21 protein-coding genes are annotated in these 21,605 nt (G+C 47.6%); 13 read left to right on the forward strand and 8 right to left on the reverse strand.

Annotated elements, in window-relative coordinates; genetic code table 11:
* Positions 1-7 precede the first annotated feature (7 nt).
* Positions 8-721, reverse strand: coding sequence for a pyridoxine 5'-phosphate synthase (locus L0Y31_RS07700; protein WP_234736536.1), 714 nt, complete (start codon positions 719-721; stop codon positions 8-10).
* 132 nt (positions 722-853) lie between these two features.
* Here L0Y31_RS07700 and L0Y31_RS07705 point away from each other — a divergent pair, with 132 nt between their 5' ends.
* The 4 genes from L0Y31_RS07705 to L0Y31_RS07720 all read left to right on the forward strand — a co-directional run bounded on the left by L0Y31_RS07705 (position 854) and on the right by L0Y31_RS07720 (position 4,522).
* Positions 854-1,306: a GatB/YqeY domain-containing protein gene (locus tag L0Y31_RS07705; RefSeq protein WP_234736537.1), complete on the forward strand. Its 453-nt coding sequence runs from the start codon at positions 854-856 to the stop codon at positions 1,304-1,306.
* 67 nt (positions 1,307-1,373) lie between these two features.
* The gene (locus tag L0Y31_RS07710) at positions 1,374-1,913 is read left to right on the forward strand and encodes a CvpA family protein (RefSeq protein ID WP_234736538.1); all 540 of its coding nucleotides are present in this window, start codon (positions 1,374-1,376) and stop codon (positions 1,911-1,913) included.
* Complete coding sequence (rlmN, locus tag L0Y31_RS07715; RefSeq protein ID WP_234736539.1) at positions 1,910-2,989, forward strand: dual-specificity RNA methyltransferase RlmN; 1,080 nt, start codon at positions 1,910-1,912, stop codon at positions 2,987-2,989. The genes L0Y31_RS07710 and rlmN overlap by 4 nt, the downstream gene beginning before the upstream one ends.
* Before the next feature lie 120 nt (positions 2,990-3,109).
* Positions 3,110-4,522 (forward strand): inorganic phosphate transporter, encoded by a 1,413-nt coding sequence (locus L0Y31_RS07720; protein ID WP_234736540.1) that lies wholly within the window; start codon positions 3,110-3,112, stop codon positions 4,520-4,522.
* 37 nt (positions 4,523-4,559) lie between these two features.
* On the opposite strand, the gene L0Y31_RS07725 is transcribed toward L0Y31_RS07720, so the two are convergent.
* The gene (locus L0Y31_RS07725) at positions 4,560-5,375 is read right to left on the reverse strand and encodes a lysophospholipid acyltransferase family protein (RefSeq protein ID WP_234736541.1); all 816 of its coding nucleotides are present in this window, start codon (positions 5,373-5,375) and stop codon (positions 4,560-4,562) included.
* Between the two features lie 276 nt (positions 5,376-5,651).
* Between L0Y31_RS07725 and L0Y31_RS07730 the strand changes: the two genes are divergently transcribed.
* Entirely contained in the window at positions 5,652-6,347 is a 696-nt protein-coding gene (locus L0Y31_RS07730) for a porin family protein (protein WP_234736542.1), read from the forward strand.
* Positions 6,348-6,455: 108 nt separating this feature from the next.
* On the opposite strand, the gene L0Y31_RS07735 is transcribed toward L0Y31_RS07730, so the two are convergent.
* The gene (locus tag L0Y31_RS07735) at positions 6,456-8,603 is read right to left on the reverse strand and encodes a protein-disulfide reductase DsbD family protein (protein ID WP_234736543.1); all 2,148 of its coding nucleotides are present in this window, start codon (positions 8,601-8,603) and stop codon (positions 6,456-6,458) included.
* Between the two features lie 214 nt (positions 8,604-8,817).
* Positions 8,818-9,654, reverse strand: a complete 837-nt coding sequence (locus L0Y31_RS07740) for a phytanoyl-CoA dioxygenase family protein (RefSeq protein ID WP_234736544.1) — start codon at positions 9,652-9,654, stop codon at positions 8,818-8,820.
* Between the two features lie 136 nt (positions 9,655-9,790).
* Here L0Y31_RS07740 and L0Y31_RS07745 point away from each other — a divergent pair, with 136 nt between their 5' ends.
* The 3 genes from L0Y31_RS07745 (at position 9,791) to tatC (ending at position 13,044) form a co-directional block, all read left to right on the forward strand.
* Complete coding sequence (locus L0Y31_RS07745; RefSeq protein ID WP_234736545.1) at positions 9,791-10,660, forward strand: helix-turn-helix domain-containing protein; 870 nt, start codon at positions 9,791-9,793, stop codon at positions 10,658-10,660.
* 136 nt (positions 10,661-10,796) lie between these two features.
* A complete protein-coding gene (locus L0Y31_RS07750) occupies positions 10,797-12,089 on the forward strand; it encodes a serine hydroxymethyltransferase (RefSeq protein WP_234736546.1) in 1,293 nt (430 codons plus the stop codon).
* A 73-nt stretch (positions 12,090-12,162) separates the two neighbouring features.
* Positions 12,163-13,044: a twin-arginine translocase subunit TatC gene (gene tatC / locus L0Y31_RS07755; protein WP_234736547.1), complete on the forward strand. Its 882-nt coding sequence runs from the start codon at positions 12,163-12,165 to the stop codon at positions 13,042-13,044.
* Between the two features lie 345 nt (positions 13,045-13,389).
* On the opposite strand, the gene recF is transcribed toward tatC, so the two are convergent.
* A complete protein-coding gene (gene recF, locus L0Y31_RS07760) occupies positions 13,390-14,484 on the reverse strand; it encodes a DNA replication/repair protein RecF (RefSeq protein WP_234736548.1) in 1,095 nt (364 codons plus the stop codon).
* Positions 14,485-14,655: 171 nt separating this feature from the next.
* On the opposite strand from recF, the gene pdhA reads away from it, so the two are divergent.
* The 4 genes from pdhA to L0Y31_RS07780 all read left to right on the forward strand — a co-directional run bounded on the left by pdhA (position 14,656) and on the right by L0Y31_RS07780 (position 18,581).
* Positions 14,656-15,696 carry a pyruvate dehydrogenase (acetyl-transferring) E1 component subunit alpha gene (pdhA, locus tag L0Y31_RS07765; RefSeq protein WP_234736549.1) on the forward strand — a complete coding sequence of 347 codons (1,041 nt, stop codon included), beginning with the start codon at positions 14,656-14,658 and terminating at the stop codon, positions 15,694-15,696.
* A 175-nt stretch (positions 15,697-15,871) separates the two neighbouring features.
* Positions 15,872-16,573 (forward strand): tetratricopeptide repeat protein, encoded by a 702-nt coding sequence (locus L0Y31_RS07770; RefSeq protein ID WP_234736550.1) that lies wholly within the window; start codon positions 15,872-15,874, stop codon positions 16,571-16,573.
* A 67-nt stretch (positions 16,574-16,640) separates the two neighbouring features.
* Complete coding sequence (ribH, locus tag L0Y31_RS07775; RefSeq protein ID WP_234736551.1) at positions 16,641-17,150, forward strand: 6,7-dimethyl-8-ribityllumazine synthase; 510 nt, start codon at positions 16,641-16,643, stop codon at positions 17,148-17,150.
* Between the two features lie 84 nt (positions 17,151-17,234).
* Positions 17,235-18,581: an aspartate kinase gene (locus tag L0Y31_RS07780; RefSeq protein ID WP_234736552.1), complete on the forward strand. Its 1,347-nt coding sequence runs from the start codon at positions 17,235-17,237 to the stop codon at positions 18,579-18,581.
* A 44-nt stretch (positions 18,582-18,625) separates the two neighbouring features.
* Here L0Y31_RS07780 and tpiA read toward each other — a convergent pair whose 3' ends face one another.
* A complete protein-coding gene (tpiA, locus tag L0Y31_RS07785) occupies positions 18,626-19,387 on the reverse strand; it encodes a triose-phosphate isomerase (protein WP_234736553.1) in 762 nt (253 codons plus the stop codon).
* A 276-nt stretch (positions 19,388-19,663) separates the two neighbouring features.
* Between tpiA and L0Y31_RS07790 the strand changes: the two genes are divergently transcribed.
* Positions 19,664-20,923, forward strand: coding sequence for a pepsin/retropepsin-like aspartic protease family protein (locus tag L0Y31_RS07790; protein WP_234736554.1), 1,260 nt, complete (start codon positions 19,664-19,666; stop codon positions 20,921-20,923).
* Positions 20,924-20,989: 66 nt separating this feature from the next.
* Here the strand turns inward: L0Y31_RS07790 and rpmB are convergent, their stop codons facing one another.
* Positions 20,990-21,229, reverse strand: a complete 240-nt coding sequence (rpmB, locus tag L0Y31_RS07795) for a 50S ribosomal protein L28 (protein WP_234736555.1) — start codon at positions 21,227-21,229, stop codon at positions 20,990-20,992.
* Positions 21,230-21,332: 103 nt separating this feature from the next.
* Positions 21,333-21,515: a DUF5522 domain-containing protein gene (locus L0Y31_RS07800; protein WP_234736556.1), complete on the reverse strand. Its 183-nt coding sequence runs from the start codon at positions 21,513-21,515 to the stop codon at positions 21,333-21,335.
* Positions 21,516-21,605 lie beyond the last annotated feature (90 nt).

The raw sequence follows: 21,605 nt of genomic DNA on the forward strand, positions 1-21,605 counted from the left end.
TGGAGGGCTATTGTAATTCGCGCAGGTACAACTGAATTGTGTTCTCCAGGCCATAATAAAGCGCGTCGGCAATCAGGGCATGGCCAATGGAAACCTCCAGCAGACCGGGGATTTGCTGCTTAAAAAAGCTTAGGTTTTCCAGGCTCAAATCATGACCGGCGTTGATGCCCAAGCCCAGCTCGTTCGCTAGTTTGGCTGCTTTCACGTAGTCGGCAATGGCTGCTTCCCGGTCGGTGAAATAATGGGCTGCGTAAGGCTCCGTATATAGTTCGATGCGGTCGGCTCCTACTTCTTTGGCACCTTCCACCATTTTTTCAATGGGATCAACAAAAATCGATACCCGAATGCCGAGGTCTTTAAAGCGGCTGACCAGCCCTTTTAAATAATCCTTGTGGCTGATGGTGTCCCAACCGGCATTGGACGTAATGGCATCTACCGCGTCGGGCACCAGCGTTACCTGCTCGGGACGAACGCGGCTCACCAATTCGATAAAGCGGTCGTCGGGATTCCCTTCGATATTAAACTCGGTAGTAACCACCTCCTTTAAATCCAGGGCATCCTGAAAACGAATGTGGCGCTCGTCGGGCCGGGGGTGAACCGTAATTCCCTGCGCACCGAACCGTTCGCAATCGATGGCTACTTTGACAACATTGGGGTTATCGCCGCCCCGCGCGTTCCGTAGGGTCGCAATTTTATTGATATTTACACTAAGGCGCGTCATTTTAATAAATTAGGCAAGGTGAAAAATGAATAATAGAACGTGCTAGCTTACTAGTAGGGATGGTTTTGTAACTTTGCCCAGCAAATGTGAGTTCCACAGTCAAAAGTACAATCAATATTTATTCATTATACAATGGCGCTAAAACAACAGATTGACGCAGATATTAAAGAAGCAATGAAGGCCAAAGCACAGGATCGGCTCCGGGCTTTACGGGCAATTAAGTCATTGATTCTGCTGGAAGAAACCAAAGAAGGAGCAGTCGGCGGTGAATTAAAGCCCGAAGATGAAATTAAGTTGCTAACCAAAGCCGCCAAACAGCGGAAAGATTCGGCGGATATTTACCGGACTCAGAACCGGGAAGACTTACTGGCGGCTGAAATGGCTGAATTGGCCGTGATTGAAATGTATTTGCCGAAACAACTTTCCGAAGAGGAATTGAAAGCGCGTTTGCAGGAAATCATCAGTCGGGTGGGTGCTTCGGCTCCGTCGGACATGGGTAAAGTAATGGGCGTGGCAACCAAAGAGTTAGCGGGTATTGCCGATGGCAAAGTCGTTTCTGCAATGGTGAAGGCGCTGTTAGCGTAAGCATGTACAGGCTTTAGTTCGTCTACTTATCTGATTTGGGTGCGGACTAAAGCCTTAATTTTCCAATATGAAAACCATCGACATTCTTATTCTTATTCCGCTGCTTTGGGGTGCTTATAACGGCTATCGCAAAGGCTTACTAGTGGAAGTGGTGGCGGTGGTGGCGTTCGTTGTTGCCATGATTGTCGGGTTTAAATTCCTGAGTTTTGGCATTGATTTGCTGGCGCCGTACATCAGCCGGGAAATGGCGCGACGCCTGCTGCCCTGGCTGGGTTTTTCCGTGATCTTTTTTCCAACGGTTTTAATGATTAATCGGATGGGGTATACCCTGCGCCGAATGCTTCGGGCTACCTTTCTCGGCACCTTCGATAGTCTGGCCGGAGCCGCCGTTGGAATTTTTACGTGGGTCTTCGGAATTAGTGTAATGCTTTGGTTGTTAAGCTGGATGGGTGTCCAAATGCCAATCGCCCAAACGCGGGAAACCTTACTTTATCCGCTGGTGGTGCCCGTAGCTCCCAAGGTGATGACTATAGCTACGGGAAACAGCTTTCTGAAAAAAAGCCGGGAAGCAGTGGCACATCGACAAACAGATCGAGAGGAAGAATGATAGTGGCAAAGCAAGACATACGAAAACTAACAACCGACCAGCTCAAAACCTGGTTGACGCAGCACGGCGAACAAGGATTCCGGGCTAAACAAATTCAGGAATGGCTCTGGAAACACTCCGTGCAGTCATTTGAGGGCATGAGTAACCTGTCGCTGAAGACCCGGCAGCTGCTGGACGAACATTTTGAGATTCGTTCGCTGACGGTGGCGCAGTCGCAGCGCAGTTCCGATGGGACGATCAAATCCTCCTTTAAACTCTACGACGGCAACCTGGTAGAAGGCGTGCTAATTCCGGCGCTTCGGCAGGATGATGATGCCCGCATGACGGCCTGTGTGTCGTCGCAGGTGGGTTGTTCGCTGACGTGCAAGTTCTGCGCAACGGGTTATATGGAGCGCAAACGCAACCTCGACCCCGCTGAAATTTACGACCAGGTAGTTGCTATCGACCGCCAGGCAAAAGAAGCCTACGACGCGCCGCTCACCAACATCGTGTACATGGGCATGGGTGAACCGCTGCTGAACTACAACGGAACGATGGAATCCATCGCGCGCATTACCTCGCCGGACGGACTGGGTATGTCGGCCAAGCGGATTACGGTGTCAACGGCTGGGATCGCCAAAATGATCAAAAAGCTGGGTGACGATAACGTGAAATTCAACCTGGCGCTGTCGTTGCACGCGGCCAATGATGTCAAGCGGAATCAGATCATGCCCATCAATGAAAGCAATTCGCTACCTGCTCTGGCTGATGCGTTAAATTATTTTTACCGCAAAACCGGTACGCGGGTTACGTTCGAGTACATTGTTTTTTACAATTTTAACGATTCCTTGCAGGACGCCAAGGAGCTTTGGCAGTTTACGAAGAAAGTACCTGCCAAGATTAATATTATTGAGTATAATCCTATTTCGGAGGCATCATTCAAAAATACGGACCCGCAAACACTGGATAAATTCGCCGGTTTTCTGGACGATCGGGGCGTAACAGTTAACGTTCGTCGGAGCCGCGGAAAAGACATTGATGCGGCCTGTGGGCAATTAGCCGGTAAAAATGTGCCGACGGTTGGAGTAGAACCATGATATTTGTGATTAAGGGCTTAACAATTCCTTAACATTGGACTGCTAAGTTTCCCGTACTTTTGCGGTATTATTCTGATTAATAGCCGTAACTGGCCTTCTCACAACAGATTTGCACATTTCATGTTCGGACTAGAAACCGATATTTTCATCCTTCTTTCGCTGTGCCTTTTTGCTGCCTGCGCCTTTGAATTTGTTAACGGTTTTCACGATACCGCCAATGCCGTCGCCACTGTTATTTATACCAACTCCCTGAAACCCAACGTCGCCGTTGTTTGGTCGGGTATCTGTAATTTCGTGGGTGTATTATTGGGTGGAATCGGGGTGGCGATGGGGATCGTTAATTTATTGCCCGTCGAGCTCCTTGTTGACCAAAACGTATACCATAGTATTGCGATGGTTCTGGCGTTGCTACTGAGCGCCATTATTTGGAATTTAGGAACCTGGTATTTTGGCTTGCCAAGTTCGAGTTCACACACGCTGATTGGCTCGATTCTGGGCGTCGGTCTGGCATTTTCAACCATGGCGAGCGCCAAAACCGGTGGCGGTGTAAACTGGGAAGAAGCTTCCAAAATTGGGAAAGCCCTCTTGTTATCGCCCCTGATCGGTTTCAGTTTGGCGATCATTCTGATGTATCTGCTGCGTAAACTGGTCAATAACAAAGCCCTGTTCAAAGAGCCGAAGAAAAATACCCCACCACCCGCCTGGATACGGGGTGTGTTGATTGCTACCTGTACGGGGGTTAGCTTTTTTCACGGTTCAAACGACGGACAAAAAGGAGTTGGCCTCATCATGCTGATTTTGATTGGTATTACGCCCGCTCATTTTGCGCTGAATAACAACATCGACCCAACCACAATGCGCGGTAATATAACGCAGATTTCAACGGTTGTTAACCGGATTGATACCGTTGGGTTGTCTTCCGCCGATCGGGTCCGCCTGGGCCAAACCAAAGCTGAACTGGTTAATTTACAGATGCTTCTGAATCACCCGCTGGAAGATAATACATTCAAGCGCGAAGACCGTCTGCAAATCCGCCGCGACTTGTTGTTAATCAATAACAACGTTAAAAAGCTGATTGAGAGCGAAGAAGTGAATTTAAGTACGGCTGATATCGATACCCTTACCGCTAATCTTAACGAGAAAAAAGGCTTGCGGCGGTTTACAGATTACGCACCGTTCTGGGTCATTCTGATGATTGCCCTTTCGTTGGGATTAGGAACGATGGTGGGTTGGAAACGGATCGTTGTAACAATTGGTGAAAAAATCGGCAAGCAACACCTAACCTATGCGCAGGGTGCTTCGGCTGAATTGGTTGCTGCTACCACCATTGCGCTGGCAACGTTTTACAAAGCGCCGGTCAGTACAACGCACATGCTTTCGTCGGGTATTGCGGGGAGTATGGTGGCTAGCCGAGGCATTAAAAACCTCCAGGGCGGAACCGTGCGAAATATCGCGCTGGCATGGATCATGACGCTGCCGGTATCGATTATGCTTTCGTTTACGCTATATATCTTCTTCCGCTGGCTGCTGTAAGTCAGGAAAGGTAACCCGGGGTTTCTGCAACGCCGGGTTACATCAACCACGTTAATTTTTCTTTAGGAATATCCTGCTCAATCGCTGACCGGACTTTATCCACCAAATCGTCAATCGATTCGTCCGGGCTGTACGCCAAAGGTGGTTTGATGCGCACACTCAGCACGGTGTTCTGTTTTTTTAGCCGCAATCCTTTCTTGTCAAAAGCCCGTCGGAACCCGTTGATTACAATGGGTACCACAATGGGAGCGTCTTCTTTGAGGATGTGGGCTGTGCCTTTGCGCACGGGGGCGTAAGGGCTGGTTGTGCCCTGCGGAAAGCTCACCACCCAACCGTGGTCAAGCGCCATTCCGATGCGGTTTCCCGCCGATTTATCTACCTCCCGGTTTACATCCTGCCCTTTTGATCGCCAGGAGCGTTCTACCTGAATGGCACCGCCCATCGAAAACATGCGCGGAATAAAACCTCCTTTCATGGTTTCACTGGCCGCTACGTAATAACTACGGGCACGGGGAGCCAATAAGTAAAAAGGAGGAATAATGGTGTTTTTGTAGCCCCATTTAGCCGCGCAGAAAATGTGGTAAAAAGCGATTACATCCGCGAAGTAAGTCTGGTGATTAGAGAGGAAAAGTACATTGTTTATCGGCAGGTCCTTCAAATGCTCCATCCCCTCAATTCTCACCCGATTATAGAGCGTGTAGCGGAAATAGGTTATCCAGCCTACAATAGACATAAGGATTCGCTTGAGAAAAAGGAAATTTCCAAAAGGGTCCTGCTCAAACAGCCCCAAAAAATCCAGGGGCATCAGAAAACGTGGCAGGAGGCTATATCGGGTTGGTGGCTTCGTGTTCATCCAGGGAAAAACCAATAGCTTATCTACGTAAAGCTAAAATAGCGGTGCAATGTTTTCAAAAAATAGTACCAAAAAATTAGTTGAAAACGTGCTCCACTCCGTTAAAGGCTGCGCCTGAGACAAGAAATTACAGCTTATAAAAAAAATATTTTAACTGAGTTAAACCTTTCCCGCACGGGTTTATCAAACGGGCAAATAACACAAAAACACCCGGAGACTATCGAATAAAATTTACCTGCCTAATATAAAGTACCACTCACTAACAGAACCAATTCAATGAAACGATTTACACTGGCAGGAATTATCGCTTTAGCATTCACTATTACCCACACCGTAACAGCCCAGGTTCAGGTAGGCCTCCGCGGAGGCGCTACCTGGTCTGGAGTCTCAAAACCGAGCTACTTAAATAATTTGCCCACTGATATCAAGTTCGAACCTGGTCTAACGGGCGCTGTATTTTTGGAGATTCCCCTGAGCAACCGGGTTTCGTTCCGGCCAGAAGTGCAGTACATGCAGAAAGGTTTTGCTATCCGCCAAAGCTTCGATATTGGTCTGGGTGGTGGCTTCAACATTCCGCTAGGCGCGAAGGTCGCTTATCAGACACGTTTTATCGAAACGCCACTGCTGTTTAAAGTCAACCTGAACGATGGGCCTGTGCAAGGTTATTTGCTGGCGGGGGGATCAGCTGGTTATGCTGCTAACGGACGGATTCGGACAAGAGGAAGCGGTATATTCCAGACACGGCCAATCGATTTTCCGATTGAGATGGGCAACGGAGCCTTTAATCGGTGGGATTTCAGCGCCATTGCTGGTCTGGGATTAAGCGCGGAAGTAGGAGCAGGCAAGTTTTTTGCCGAGGCTCGTTACCAGCACGGATTCTCGCGGCAGTATGAACTATCGATTTTACAATTGCCTATTCGCAACCGGGGTCTGAGCGCCTCCATCGGCTACTCATTCCCAATCGGTCAATAAAATAAAAAGCGTTTGTGTGTGTTTAAGGGTTATGCAGCTCATGACTGCAAGAGTTAAAAAGAAAAGCCCGTGCCAGTTGGCGCGGGCTTTCTTATGTTTAAGAAACGATTAGCGGTTGGATAACATCCCCGCAGTTTGGTATGCTTTCTTGCCTTCATCCAGAAAAGCCGCGAAGTTATTGACGTCCAGATCGTAGTTTTTTGGCTGGACAAGCAGATTTCCGTTATTATCAACCAGGCAGTAGTGAGGCTGGGCGTTGTTTTTGTATTTTACAATCTGCAAATCAGCGTTTTGGCCACCAATTGTCTTTTTTTGTTTGCCATCGTACTTGGATGAATACCACTGGTTTTGCGGTAATTCTGTTTTATCATCTACATACAAGGCAACAACAACGTAATCATCAGTAAGGCGCTGTAAAACAGGCGACTCTGACCATACTCGTGACTCCATTTCGCGGCAGTTTACGCAACCATGACCGGTAAAATCAATAAATACAGGCTTGTTTACTTTCTTGGCATACGCCAATGCTTCGTTGTAATCAAAGAAACCCTGAATGCCGTGGGGCAACCGAAAAAGATCCGCGTGTTTAGGCTGTTCGCCCAGTGCGTTGACCGATTTGGACGCCGACTCCGAACGGGCCGTAAAACCAAAATCCTGCGTTGTTTCGGGAGGTAAATACCCCGCCAGTGCTTTCAAAGGCGCCCCCCAAAGTCCGGGAATCATGTAGACAACGAACGCAAAGGTTACAATGGCTAACAAAAGACGCGGAACACTGACCGTTTTTGTTTCGCTGTCGTGGGGTAACCGAATTTTTCCCAGCAGGTAGAAGCCAATTAGGGAGAAAATAACCACCCACAGTGCTAGGTAGATTTCCCGATCCAGTAAGTTCCAGTGGTAAACCTGATCGGCAATGCTGAAGAATTTTAACGCCAGCGCCAACTCCAAAAAGCCCAGAACAACCTTCACCGAGTTTAACCAGCCCCCCGATTTTGGCAAACTTTTCAGCCACTGAGGGAAGGCCGCAAACAACGTAAACGGAATGGCAAAAGCCGACGAAAAGGCGGCCATGCCGACGATGGGTTTCACAATTTCGCCACCTGCCGAAGCAACCAGCAAGCTTCCTACGATCGGGCCCGTGCAGGAAAAGGAAACCAGAACCAGCGTAAAAGCCATGAAGATGATGCCCAGAACGCCTCCTTTTTCGGCTTGGGCGTCTGCTTTATTAACTAGCGAACTAGGCAAAACAATTTCAAAAAGGCCCAGAAAGGATAAGCCAAAAACAAAGAAAATAGCGAAAAAAAGCAAGTTTGGTATCCAGTGCGTACTAACGAAATTGGCAAAGGCCGGTCCATTAATCCGCGAAACCAGCGTACCAATCAGAACGTAAATTCCAATGATGGAGACACCATATAGCAAAGCTTTCGCAAAGCCATGATTCTGCTTGGTAAAATAGCTGACAGTCATGGGAATAATCGGAAACACACAGGGTGTCAGCAAGGCAAGCAAACCAGACAGAAAGGCTGCAACAATAAAACCGATCAGGGACGTATCTGCCGTTTGCTCGGGTTGGGCGATGACTTCGCGCGGAGTCATTTCGTCTGAACTGGCAGTAGCTACCTGTTCAGAATCCACCAGCGTTTGGTTCGCTGAGGGGGCAACAGCCGTAGACGTAGCCGTTTGGCTGGTTGGTGCTGCTTCTGCAACTGACGAACCGGAGGCGGGTTGGCTCGTTGCCACGGCAGTTGGGCTAGGCGTCGCCGCCGAAGCCGTAGCCTCCGTAGTTTTGAGCGTTAGGCTAAAATCACTTTCGGCCGGTGGCAGGCAGGTTCCGTCTTTTAAGGAGCAGGTCGAGTACTCAATGCTACCCGCTATCGTCGGCGCGTTTTTCAGGATTTTTACTTTTTGCGTAAAAATCGCTTCGTGCGTGAAATAGCGGACATTTCCACCCCAAACTTCTTCGTATTTTTCCTTGGCACCAACAGGAGTGAGTTTGCCAACCAGCTCATACGTATTGTTGGGCTTAAATTTAGAAACAGCCAGATTAGGCCCAAGATTCGGGTCGAAATCACTGGAGTACATGTACCAGCCGTCATCAATGGCCGCCGTCATTCGTACTTCTACTATATCTCCCACTTTAGCCTCCGACTTATTGAGGCGAAAATTCCAGGTAGCCGGAGATTTAAGAATCTGGGCATTAGTGTTGCCTGTTAACAGGGTGACTATCAACAGAAAAAAGAAAGAACTATATTGTTTCATACCAACAAGATGCTGTATCGCTCGTTTAACAACATCATTTTTACAAAAATATTTCCAAATCTAATCAATCTGCAAAAAAACACCCCATCGGGAGATCCCGACGGGGTGTTCAATACAACCAACCTATGATAAGGCAATTCTTTGTCAATGATTATAAAGGGCAAAGCTCGTTTGCTGATGTTACTACTCTTGTCGAGTCGTTAATTATTGAAACTTACTCGGAAGCAAACAAAAGCGGATTTAAGGGTCCCTCGGGCTTGCTGCCGATGGGAAGGCCGCTCAACCACGTTTGCCAGTCGGCTTCCTGGTATGTATTTAAGGGTTTAGAAATAGTCTGTTCGGCGTCCATGTAAATCATGGTCATCACTTTTCGGGGGGCATCCGAGGTGTTCGGCCCGGCGCGGTGAAAGGTCCAGCCAGCGTGGAAACTAACTTCTCCCAGCTCGAAAGGCGTATCATGAATGGTAAAATTCAGCCTGCTCAGTTCTTCCGCTAGCATGGCTTCGCTTTCGTCACTGATTTCCTTATCGCGTCCTAACTCAACCGTCTGGCTTTTTGCGGCAAAGGCAAGCGGGCCCATCTCCATCGGCGTTGGCTGCAAGGGAATCCAGACCGTGACGGTGTTGGGCGAAGAAAGGGGCCAGTAAAATTGATCCGCGTGCCAGGGTGTAAAACCTCCGGATGGTTCTTTATAAAGTGCCTGGTCGTGGTATAAACGAACACCGCCGACCCCCATCAGGTCGGCGGCAATCTTGGCCAAGCGGCGCGAAAAGACAAACTCTTTTACCTCGTCGTTTTCACGCCAAAGGTTCATAATCTGCAAAAACGCCCGCTCGTAAGTGGTTCTTTCTTCCATTGGTTTGGTGAGCGTGTTCAAACGAATCACCAAATCGCTAAGAATTGTACCGTAATATTCTAACACTTCCGGGCTAAGTGTGTTTTTCAGTTTAACATAGCCATTTTCGCGGTAGAAACGGACGGCTTCTGCGCTCAACGGATATGGCTCATCCAACGCACGCAGCAATAACGTTTTGTTAGAAGAAAAAAGCATGAAGGATTTAGGAATAGAGTGTCACAAAATTGGTTCTACTTTTTCTTGAAAAAAAGCCATTATTTGCCCTAATTGTGTACGATTTTGACTTAGTAGGGGAGGTAAGTAATAAGAACCTGTTTAAATACTGCATACAGTGAAAGCGCTGTTTGAAAAGATAGATTTCGGTAAAGACAATTCTCTACAGATTAAGCATCTGTTACTAGCGCATTTTGATGCTCCCTGGCATTATCATCCGGAATACGAATTGACTTATATAATTCAAAGCCAGGGCAAGCGATTTGTAGGCGACCATATTGAATCATTTAGTGAAGGTGATCTGGTGCTAATGGGGCCCAACCTGCCACACTTCTGGCGAAATGATGAATCGTACTACGAGCCAGATAACAAACAAATTGCCGAGGCCATTGTCATTCAATTTGACCAAAAGTTGGGCGATCAGTGGTTGCCGCAGCTCCCCGAATCCAGCACGTTGAGAACGCTGCTTGCCCGGGCTAATCATGGGTTGCGTTTCAGCGAAGCCAAGGTTGAAGAGGCTAAGCCATTGTTATATAATCTGCTCCATTTGGAAGGAATGCCCTTGCTACTGGGTGTTTTGCAACTCTTGGTCTGTCTGGCGGCCGACTCGGACGCCGTCATGCTGGCTAGTGATGGGTACCAGCTGATTGCCAGTGAAGCCGAAAGTGAGCGCATGAAGCGAGTACTGGATTACATGCTGGAACATTTCCGCCACGACATCCGAATCGATGATATTGCCTCGGTTGCTGGCATGGCTCCGGCTGCTTTTTGTCGTTATTTCCGGCGACGAACCCGAAAATCATTTATTGAATACCTCAACGAATTGCGCATCAGCCACGCCCGGAAGCTGCTGCTTCATTCGAACAATAGCGTGGGGCAGGTAGGGCTAGAATGTGGCTTCAATAATATTTCGCACTTTCACCGCCAGTTCAAACTTTATACCGGAACAACCCCCTTGAGATACCAGTATTTACAACGAATGAAATAAATTTTGGCTTTCTTCCTTATTTCTTGCCGAACAGTCCTTAGGAAATGCGGGGTAGTAATGCTGTGCAGTACGGGAAAAGACGTAACTTTGCGTTCCGTAAAACAAACGTTACTACTCAATTCCATTTAATTGCCATATGTCAACGACCGCCACTTCCATTACCCGTGATACACAGGTGTTTGACCTAATTGCCAGAGAGCAACATCGTCAGGAATCCGGTATCGAACTGATTGCTTCCGAAAACTTTGTTTCTAAACAAGTAATGGAAGCTGCGGGAAGCGTGCTTACTAATAAATATGCCGAAGGATTACCGGGCAAACGCTATTACGGCGGCTGCGAAGTGGTTGACGAAATAGAACAACTGGCCATTGACCGGATCAAAGAACTGTTTGGGGCGAGCTGGGCGAACGTACAGCCGCACTCGGGCGCTCAGGCAAATACGGCCGTATTCCTGGCCACTCTGAAGCCGGGCGACACCATTCTGGGTTTTGACCTCTCGCACGGAGGCCACCTGACGCACGGTTCACCCGTGAATATTTCCGGGAAATATTTCCGCCCGACGTTCTACGGCGTAGAGCAGGAAACAGGCGTTATTAATTATGATGTTGTAGAGGAAACCGCCATGCGCGAGCGTCCGAAAGTGCTGATTTGTGGCGCTTCGGCTTACAGCCGCGATTGGGATTATGTACGCTTGCGGGCCATTGCCGACCAGGTTGGCGCGCTGTTGCTGGCCGACATCTCGCACCCGGCAGGCTTGATCGCCAAAGGATTATTGAATGATCCGCTGGAACATTGCCATATCATAACGACAACTACCCATAAAACCCTGCGCGGTCCACGCGGCGGGTTAATTATGATGCGGAATGATTTCGAAAATCCGTTTGGTATCAAAACACCGAAAGGCGAATTGCGGTTAATGTCTTCACTGCTGGATTCGGGCGTTTTCCCGGGTACGCAGGGTGGGCCGCTGGAGCACGTTATTGCGGCGAAAGCAGTTGCCTTTGGTGAGGCTCTGAGCGATGATTTTACGGAGTATGCCGTGCAGATTCAGAAAAACGCCCAGGCTATGGCCGCTGCTTTTGTAGCGAAAGGCTATAAAATAATTTCAGGCGGTACGGATAATCACCTGATGTTAATTGACTTGCGTTCGAAAGGACTGACTGGTAAATTAGCCGAAAATACGCTCATTAAAGCCGATATTACTATTAATAAGAACATGGTGCCCTTTGACGATAAATCGCCAATGGTAACATCAGGGATGCGCGTCGGGACGGCTGCCGTTACAACGCGTGGTATGAAAGAATCCGATATGGAGCAAATTGTCGTATATATAGACGATGTTCTGATGAATCATGACAACGACGCGAAATTGCAAACCATAAAAGAAGAAGTTAACAACTGGATGAAGCAGTTTCCGTTATATAGTTAATTTGGTGAACAGGTAGGGTAGCTGTAACGGCTATTCTACTTATTCATGCTACCACTCCTTCACTTATTTTTTGATGACTCCTTTAGATCAACAATTGGAAAACGACGTTCAAGATAGTGGTGAGATGACCTTTCTGGAGCACTTGGAGGAGCTACGGTGGCATCTCGTGCGTGCAGTAGGGTCGATTGCTGTATTTGCACTAATTGCTTTTGTTTTCATCCGGGAAATTTACAGCAACATCATTGCCGCTCCGTCCAGACCTGATTTCTGGACCTACCGGATGATGTGTAAGTTATCGGAGAAAACAGGCTTTGCGGACCTTTGTATCCAGAAGCTTAACTTTACGATGCAAAGCCGTGAGATGGCCGGGCAGTTTACAACCTCGCTTACGCTGTCGTTGATGATTGGATTGGTGGGGGCTTTTCCTTATGCTTTTTGGGAGCTTTGGCGTTTTATCGTGCCGGGTCTACGACCTTCGGAGCGGCGGGCTGCGCGGGGTGGAGTCTTTTTTGTAACATTTCTGTTTCTGACCGGTATTCTATTTGGCTATTACGTTGTTTCTCCACTAGCAATCAACTTTTTAGCGAATTATCAGCTTGACCCGAGCATCGTTAACGAATTTGACATTTCATCGTATATGTCTACGTTGGCAACGCTGACATTGGGTTGCGGTCTGACCTTCCAGATGCCGATTATTACGTTTGTACTATCGAAAGTTGGCGTATTGACTCCGCAGTTTATGCGCGAATACCGTCGCCATGCGTTAGTTGCTATTCTGGTTATTGCCGCCATCATCACACCTTCACCCGATATTTATAGCCAAATTCTGGTATCCATTCCGCTAGCGTTGTTGTATGAAGTAAGTATCTGGGTTTCGGGATATGTACTACGGCTGCGCCTGAAAGATCAAAAAGAAATGATGGAAAGTGGTAATTATACCAAGGACGAAGAATAATCAAATTATACACAAAAAAAGCCCGCCGAAAGCGGGCTTTTTTTGTGACCTATTAGCAACAGATTTAAAACCAGGAAAGGTTATTTATTCATTCCAATTTCGGTGCCTTTGTTTCTTTATCGGCGTAGATGACTTTCAGGATTGTATCGGGTTGCGCTGTATTTCTGGGGACTGCAACAGGGGCTTTTAGATCAGGAAGCTGTGCCAAAGCACTAGTTGCAGATAGAGTCGTCAGAAAAATGAGCGTGCGGATCATGTTACTGAAAGAGTTAAGGATGATTATTTGTCCAGGAATAGTTACACAATGTAACTAAAAATAAGTTTTGTCCAATACAATGGAGCAGCTTAAGCCCTTGACCCTTCAGGCCGGAAGTAGGCAACTTCCGCTTTCACCGAATTCAAGAGCTGTTGGGTTCGTTCGGGGCGGGCGTCGGTCAGGAAAATCTGGCCAAACGTCTGCTGCTCCATCAGTTCGATAAGTTTGCCGATCCGCCGATCATCTAGTTTATCGAAAATATCGTCCAGAAGCAAAATTGGTTTCAAGCCTTTTTCAGCTTGTAGCTGTTCAAACTGGGCTAATTTCAGCGCGATGACAAACGTCTTTTGCTGGCCTTGTGAGCCGAATTTTTTGAGCGCTACGCCGTTGACCTCAAACACATAGTCATCTTTGTGAACACCCTTGGTCGTGCGTTGAAGCTGAATATCTTTCTGGCGATTCCGCCGAAAATCCCGCTCAAACTCTTCGTTTCCAACCTCCGATTCGTAAATAATATCAACTTCTTCGCGGGCGTCGCTCAGGTAGGCGTAATGCTTCTGAACAATCGGCAGAAAATCGGCAATAAAAATTTTTCGGCGCTCGTGAATACGCAGGGCCAGTTGCAACAATGGTTCGTTGTAGGTTTCGAGCAGGTCCTCATCGTGGTAGCGCTGTTCCGCAAAAATTTTCAATAGGCCATTCCGCTGTTTCAGAACGTGCTGATAAGCCAGGTAATCCCGCAGATACTCTGAATCGAGCTGCGACAGAACACCGTCAAAAAAATGCCGACGTTCTTCGCTATGCTCTCGTACTAGGTCGGTATCGTTGGGCGCAACCAGTACCACTGGGAATTTGCCAATGTGCTCACTCACACGCTCGTAAGGCTTTTTATCGGTTAAAATAGTCTTACGCTGACCCCGTTGTAAACTAACGGTAATTTGCGTCGTTTTAGCGCCGTTTCGGAAAACGCCATCCACAATGAAAAACGGCGCTTCGTGTTCAATGCTCAGAGCGTCCTGATTGTGGAATGCGCTCTTGCTGAGGGATAAAAAATAAATGGCATCCAGCAGATTGGTTTTACCGCTGCCATTCGGACCAACGATGCAATTAATCTGTTCGCTAAAACGGAATTGCCCCTCCTCGTAATTCTTGAAATTGGTCAGGTTGAGTTTTTCCAAATGCATCGGTATGGTTGTTATCCAAGTAATGCTTAATTTCGCAGCAACGGTTACTATGTGCTTAAAGCAACAAAGATACAGACCGTTTGGTTGAAACAAGCTTTTAACGGTTCATCCGAGACGGCGAACGCTATCCGTTCCGTCGGTTATCTTATTTTTTAGGTTCAACTTAAGAACATGGCAGTAAAAGAAAAATCTAAACCGGGCGATGCATCGCCGGCAGCAGCCAAAGCGACCCATCCGAAAGAACGGTATATGTACTGGTATGAGTCGATGCAACTTCAACGCAAGTTTGAAGAGAAGGCCGGTCAGTTATATGGTCAGCAAAAAATCCGGGGTTTTTGCCACCTGTACATTGGTCAGGAGGCCTGTTCGTCAGGTTCATACACTGCTTTGACGAAAGATGATAAGTGGATCACGGCCTATCGTGACCATGGTATTCCTCTGGCGCTAGGCTCAGATCCTAACGCGATCATGGCCGAGTTATTTGGTAAGCAAACCGGCTCGTCAAAAGGAAAAGGTGGTTCCATGCACATCTTTGACAAATCAGTCAATTTTGTCGGTGGACACGGGATTGTAGGTGCTCAAATTCCACTGGGCGCCGGACTGGCTTTTGCCGAGAAATACAACAAGACAGAAAACCTTTGCATCTGTTTCTTCGGCGACGGAGCCGTTCGTCAGGGCGCTTTGCACGAAGCCTTTAACATGGCAATGCTCTGGAAGTTACCCGTTATTTTTGTAGTTGAGAATAACGGTTATGCCATGGGAACGTCAGTAGCCCGTACATCGAACGTAACGGAGCTGTACACCATTGGCGAAGCCTATGACATGCCTTCGGAGCCGGTTGACGCGATGGACGTTGAACTAGTGCACGAAGCCGTTAGCCGGGCCGCCGAACGCGCGCGCAAAGGCGAAGGACCAACGTACCTGGAGTTCCGCACGTACCGCTACCGGGGACACTCAATGTCTGATCCGCAAAAATACCGCTCGAAAGACGAAGTAGAGCAGTACAAACAGCGCGACCCGGTTGAGCTGATCAAATCCCGGATTCTGGAGCAGGGCATTGCTACAGAAGAGGAATTGGCCGCAATTGATAAGAAGATTAAAGGTCAGGTAGATGAATCCGTGAAATTTGCGGAAGAGTCGCCTTATCCAGCGCCGGAAGAAGCCTTCAAGGATGTATACATGGACAAAGATTATCCATTCATGGAAGAGTAAGCTTTCGCTATTTAATTGGACTAAAATTTGTTTCTGAAAGCCCGCCCGGTACATCATCGGCGGGCTTTTATTTTAAAACTGGATTAAAAACCAATATAAATCAAATCTTTATCTCATTTCCGTTGTCGAATATTCTTAAAACTGCTAATTTTGCATTCCAAATTTGTCAATGGACATGAGTAAAATAAACACAGGCTCTAAGCTGGAGTTTTTGGAAGACCCGGATGCATTAGTAGGTCAGTTCGGTAAAGCCGAAGTATTTCTTGAAAAGAATCGGAATATTGTTCTGGGGCTTATTGGTATCGTTGTATTGGCCGTGGCTGGTTTTATTGGCTATCGCTATTATGTTGATGGCCAGGATGAAGAAGCACAGACAGCCATGTTCCCTTCGGTGTATGAATGGGAATCGGATTCTCTAAAAAAAGCGCTGAATGGTAATGGTGCTAACGAAGGTTTGGTTGCTATTGCCGATGGCTACGGCGCGACAAAGGCCGGCAATCTGGCTGACTTTTATGCCGGTGTTGCTCAATTGAAGCAAGGCAAATTTGACGAAGCCATTGAGCGTCTGAAAGGATTCAGCTCTTCGGATCTGTTGATTCAAGCTCGGGCGTATGCACTGATTGGCGACGCTTATTCCGAGAAAAAGTCCTACGGTGAGGCTATTGACTACTACAAAAAAGCGGCTGATTACAAGCCTAATGCATTCTTTACGCCAACGTATATGATGAAGCTGGCGGTTGCTTATGAGCAAAATAAGCAGCTAAGCGAAGCCATTAGCACCTACAATCAGCTGATTGAAAAATACCCAAATTCGAGCGAGACGGCAAACGCTAAGAAGTATAAATCGGTGCTGGAAGGCCTGGCCGGCGAGTCGTAACCGTATCGAAGCAAACAAAGCACACATACGAAGGACAAAGCCGGCTGGCTTTGTCCTTTTTACTTATATGGCAAGCGAACACAAAAACCTAAGCGTCTTTTCGACCGAAAATCTACCCAACATTAGTCCATACCGCTTCGGCATCGTCGTAGCAGAGTGGAACAGCGAAGTTACCGAAGCCCTGTTTGATGGAGCTTACCAAACGCTGATTCAATACGGAGCGAAAGCCGAGAATATTATTCGGGGAAACGTACCGGGTAGCTTTGAATTAAGCCTGGGTGCCAACTGGTTTGCTCAACGCAACGATATTGACGCCGTGATTGCCATTGGCTGCGTGATTCAGGGCGAAACCAAGCACAATGACTACATCAACCACGCCGTAGCGCAAGGCTTAACGAATGTCGGACTGAAAACGGGTAAGCCGGTTATTTTTGGCGTTCTGACACCCAATAACCAGCAGCAGGCGTTAGACCGGGCGGGCGGCGTTCATGGCAACAAGGGAGACGAGGCCGCGATGACAGCCATCAAGATGCTGGGCTTGCAAAAGCAAGTATATAGTTTTCAATTTAAAGTTTGACCTAAGCGGTTTGTGGCTTATTTAACCCTTCATCAGCAAACCAACTGGCTTACTTTTAACCATCAAATCTATAAATAACCTGAAATGCAAGTTTGGAAATTCGGAGGAACCTCGGTTGGAAAACCCGAGCGTATGCACTCGATTCGTACCCTGATTACCGCGGATGATAGCACAAAAATCGTCGTATTGTCGGCGCTTTCTGGCACAACAAACGCGCTTTTATCAATTTCTGAATCGCTTAAGGGCAACCACGATGATGAAGCCGCTGAAAAAATTGAACACCTGAAGGCGCATTACAACTCATTTATTCGTGATCTCTACAAAACGACGACGGGGCTGACGAAGGGGCAGCAAATCGTTGAAAATGAGTTTTCGTATATCCGCTCATTGATGCGTGTAAAGCCGTTTACGCCCAAGCAGGAGAAGGAATTGGTAGCCGAAGGCGAGCTGTTGAGTACGCAGATGTTTCAGTCTTACCTGGAAGAGCAGGGCGAAAGTTCGTTGCTGCTTCCTGCTCTGGAGTTCATGCGTATTGATGCCGATGGGGAGCCCGAACTAGACTATATTGAACGTAAACTGCGGGAGATGCTTCGTCCACACAATGATAAGCAGATCATCGTAACGCAAGGTTTCATTGCCCGGAACCCACGGGGCGAAGTAGATAACCTGAAGCGGGGCGGTTCTGATTACACGGCATCGCTCATCGGAGGGGCTATCCGCGCCGAAGAAATTCAGATCTGGACGGATATTGATGGGATGCACAACAATGATCCCCGGATTGTAAAAAATACATTCCCGATTCGCGAGCTGACCTTTGAAGAAGCGGCTGAGTTGGCCTATTTTGGGGCTAAGATTCTTCACCCGTCAACCATCACGCCGGCGCGTAAATACGGGGTGCCTGTTCGCCTGAAAAACACAATGGACCCGGCTGCGCCCGGCACGCTGATTGCCGACCGCACTGCCGCCGGAGCCGCTTCGGATCAGGTGTTTAAGGCCGTAGCGGCCAAAGATGGCATTACCGCGCTTTACATCCACTCCCTGCGGATGCTAAATGCTTACGGCTTTTTGCGACGGATTTTCGAGATTTTCGAGAAGCACAAAACGCCAGTTGATATGCTGGCTACATCGGAAGTATCGGTGTCAGTAACGATTGACGATACGTCAAAACTAAAAGACATTACGGACGAACTGAGCGCATTTTGCGATCTGGAAGAACCGGACTACGACCAGACGATTATTTGCATTGTAGGTAACTTCAGCGCGGATTATGCGGGAATCGCGGCTCAGGTGCTAAGCGCTCTGAGAAACATTCCGATACGCATGATTTCGTACGGCGGCACCGAACACAACCTTTCTTTGTTGCTTCACAGCCGTTACAAAGCAGAAGCGCTGAATGCGCTGAACGACGGATTATTCCGGCCACAAAACTAATAAACATAAGGCCCTCACTGCTTCTTAAGTGAGGGCCTTAGCATTTACGCAGCTTTAACAACCGTGGTAAAATCACGGGATTTGAGCGATGCTCCGCCAATTAACCCGCCGTCTACATCAGGGTTGGCGAACAACTCTGCTGCATTTTGTGCGTTGGCACTTCCGCCGTACAGGATAGACGTATTGTCCGCAATTTCTTCGCCGTATTTCTCCCCGATGTGCTGCCGCAAAGCCGCGTGCATCTCCTGCGCCTGGTCGGCGGTTGCCGTGAGACCCGTGCCAATGGCCCAGATGGGCTCGTAGGCGATTACGATCTTGCCAAAAGCTTCCGGTGTTAAATGAAAAAGGCTTTCGGTGATCTGGTTTTTCACGAAGCCAATGAAGTCGCTGCTTTGGCGCTGCTCCAGTGACTCTCCACAGCAGAAAATAGGCGTAAGGCCATTTTCCAGAGAGATATTAACCTTTTCGGCTAGTTGCGCATTGGTTTCCCCAAAATATTGCCGCCGTTCGCTGTGGCCTAAAATAACGTATTGAACATCAATTGATTTCAGCATAGAAGCTGCTATTTCACCCGTGTAAGCGCCTGATGCCTTTTCGTGGCAATTTTGGGCGCCGAGTGCGATCCGGCTATTGCCCTGCACGTATTGACGAAGCGTTGTCAGGTACAGTGAAGGTGGACATAAAACAACTTGTACGTCGCTGGTTACCTCGTCCTTGATCATGTTAACAACTTCCGAAGTCAGAGCAACCGCTTCTTCCAGTGTCTTGTTCATTTTCCAGTTACCGGCAACAATCTTTTTTCGCATAACTATTTTATTTTACGGGGAATAAAGGTTAATCAGAAATTCGCCTTCCCTTCGCCCAGATAGAATATAATTTTTTGTGCTTATTCAGGCGAAAATAGTACATTTTTAGCGGGCTTTCACAAAAAAACAGCGAGTCTTGCGATTCGGAGACTGTTTCCTGCTTCTCTTTGATTCTGAGGACTTCCATCGTTTAGCAATGCGTGCAACCCTTTGCTTTAATATTGTGTTTTTAGCTTAAATAATTGTATATTTCTGCATGGCTTGATAACTACGATCATGAAAAGGTTTGGTTTTTTTTTCGTGCTGTTGTTGTGCTGCCTAAACGTGTTTGGAGCGGAGGACAAAGATGACGGGAAAGATCGTTATGGTTACCATTTGATTCAAAACCGTAAAATAGCCCGAATTCCCTTTGAGCTGCATTCCAACCTGATTGTTGTGCCGGTAAAAATCAATAATTCGGATACGCTTCACTTTATTTTAGATACCGGGGTTAGCTCAACAATCATCACCGATCCGGCGGCAATTCGGTCACAGAAACTGCAATTTACCCGCAAAGTGAAACTAACAGGGGCTGGTGAGGGTGGTCAGCTACTGGCATCGGTAGCCATCAACAATGTGTTAACGATGGGCCACATGCGGGCAAATCACCAGAATATGGTTGTTTTGGATGAAGACGTTCTTCAGCTTTCGGAGTATGTAGGCATACCCATCCACGGTATTTTCGGCTACGAAGTATTCAATAATTTTATCGTTACGATTGACTTCCAGCGCCGCGAAATTCTCCTGCAACAGCCGTCTTCTTATCGTTATCGGCGTTCGCGCGGGGTTCGCTACCCAATCATGATCCAGGACACCAAGCCGTATACGGATGTGCTGGCCGTGGTTGATAACGGCAAAACGGTGCCGATTCGGGTCGTTATTGATACCGGTGCAGGACACGCCTTGCTGATCAATCGAAATAATGGAAACGAAGACGTGCGTTTGCCCGATAAAGTGATTCGGGCGCAGCTAGGCCGTGGCTTGAGTGGCGTAATCAATGGCAACCTGGGCCGCATTCATAAAATCCGGTTTGGCAATTTTGAGATGGATAACGTAGTGGCTTCCTTTCCGGATAGTCTGGCATTTGGGGTCAAAATTGGTACTCAAACTGAACGAAACGGAAACATCGGCTGTGAGATTTTGCGCCGCTTCAAAGTAACCTTCAATTACCACGATAAATACTTGGTACTAAAGCCCGTTAAGCGAATCCTGAAGCAGACTTTTGAGCACGACATGAGCGGCATGGAGCTTAAAGCCAGGGGGTTAAATTTGCGGAATTACTACATTGAGAAGATAATTGACGACTCCCCGGCAGACCAGGCGGGCTTAAAAGAAGGCGACGAAGTAATTTTTATCAACGGCTCGTCAGCCGCAAAGATGCACATTAGTGAAATTTATAAGCTTCTTCAGAAGGGAGACGGCAAGGAGCTTGAAATTCTTGTCCGGCGCAACGGCAATATAATCTTTACGCAGATGGTCTTGAAAAGGCTGATCTGAAAAACAACAGCCGCTCTTGACCAAGAGCGGCTGTGTTTAAAAGCCTTAAACGCTGTCTATCTATGATCAGAATGTCAGCGTACCTTTCTGATAGGCATCCCGCAATGTTGCTTCGATCCCTTTTTTGTTAACAGTCCGCAACGCTGAAGTCGAAACTTTCAGGGAGATCCACTCACCCGACGACTCCAGGAAGAACCGTTTCTTTTGCAGATTCGGGTAGAACTTCCGCTTAGTCTTATTGTTGGCGTGAGAAACGTTGTTACCTACCCGTGTCCGCTTTCCTGTAATTTGACAAACTTTAGCCATGACAGTAATCGGTTTCTAAATGAGGGTGCAAAGTTCTTAAATTGTTGGAAACAATACAACTAAGGCGGCGAAATAATTGTTAATTAACCGGATTATCTGCGTATTAAGCCCGAAAATTGTCTTTTTTTCGGAATCCATACGGGCAGTGCTTGCATCCGTTCTGGCAACAATAGCCCCGCTTGAGGTGATAGGAGGCCGTAAAAACCAGGTAACCCATTTCGTTGATGTAATAATCACTCGGGTCGAGCGCAGGAACCGTCCGCTTTTTTTGCGTTGAATCAGCCATTGTTTGCCGGACTGTTGAAGTCTTCGTATTTTTGGCAAGAACCATTTATTCGCGATTCCAGTTCTTACCCACCCTTAGGTGCACGCCACC

Source organism: Tellurirhabdus bombi, from assembly GCF_021484805.1.
GTDB classification, from domain to species: Bacteria; Bacteroidota; Bacteroidia; order Cytophagales; family Spirosomataceae; genus Tellurirhabdus; species Tellurirhabdus bombi.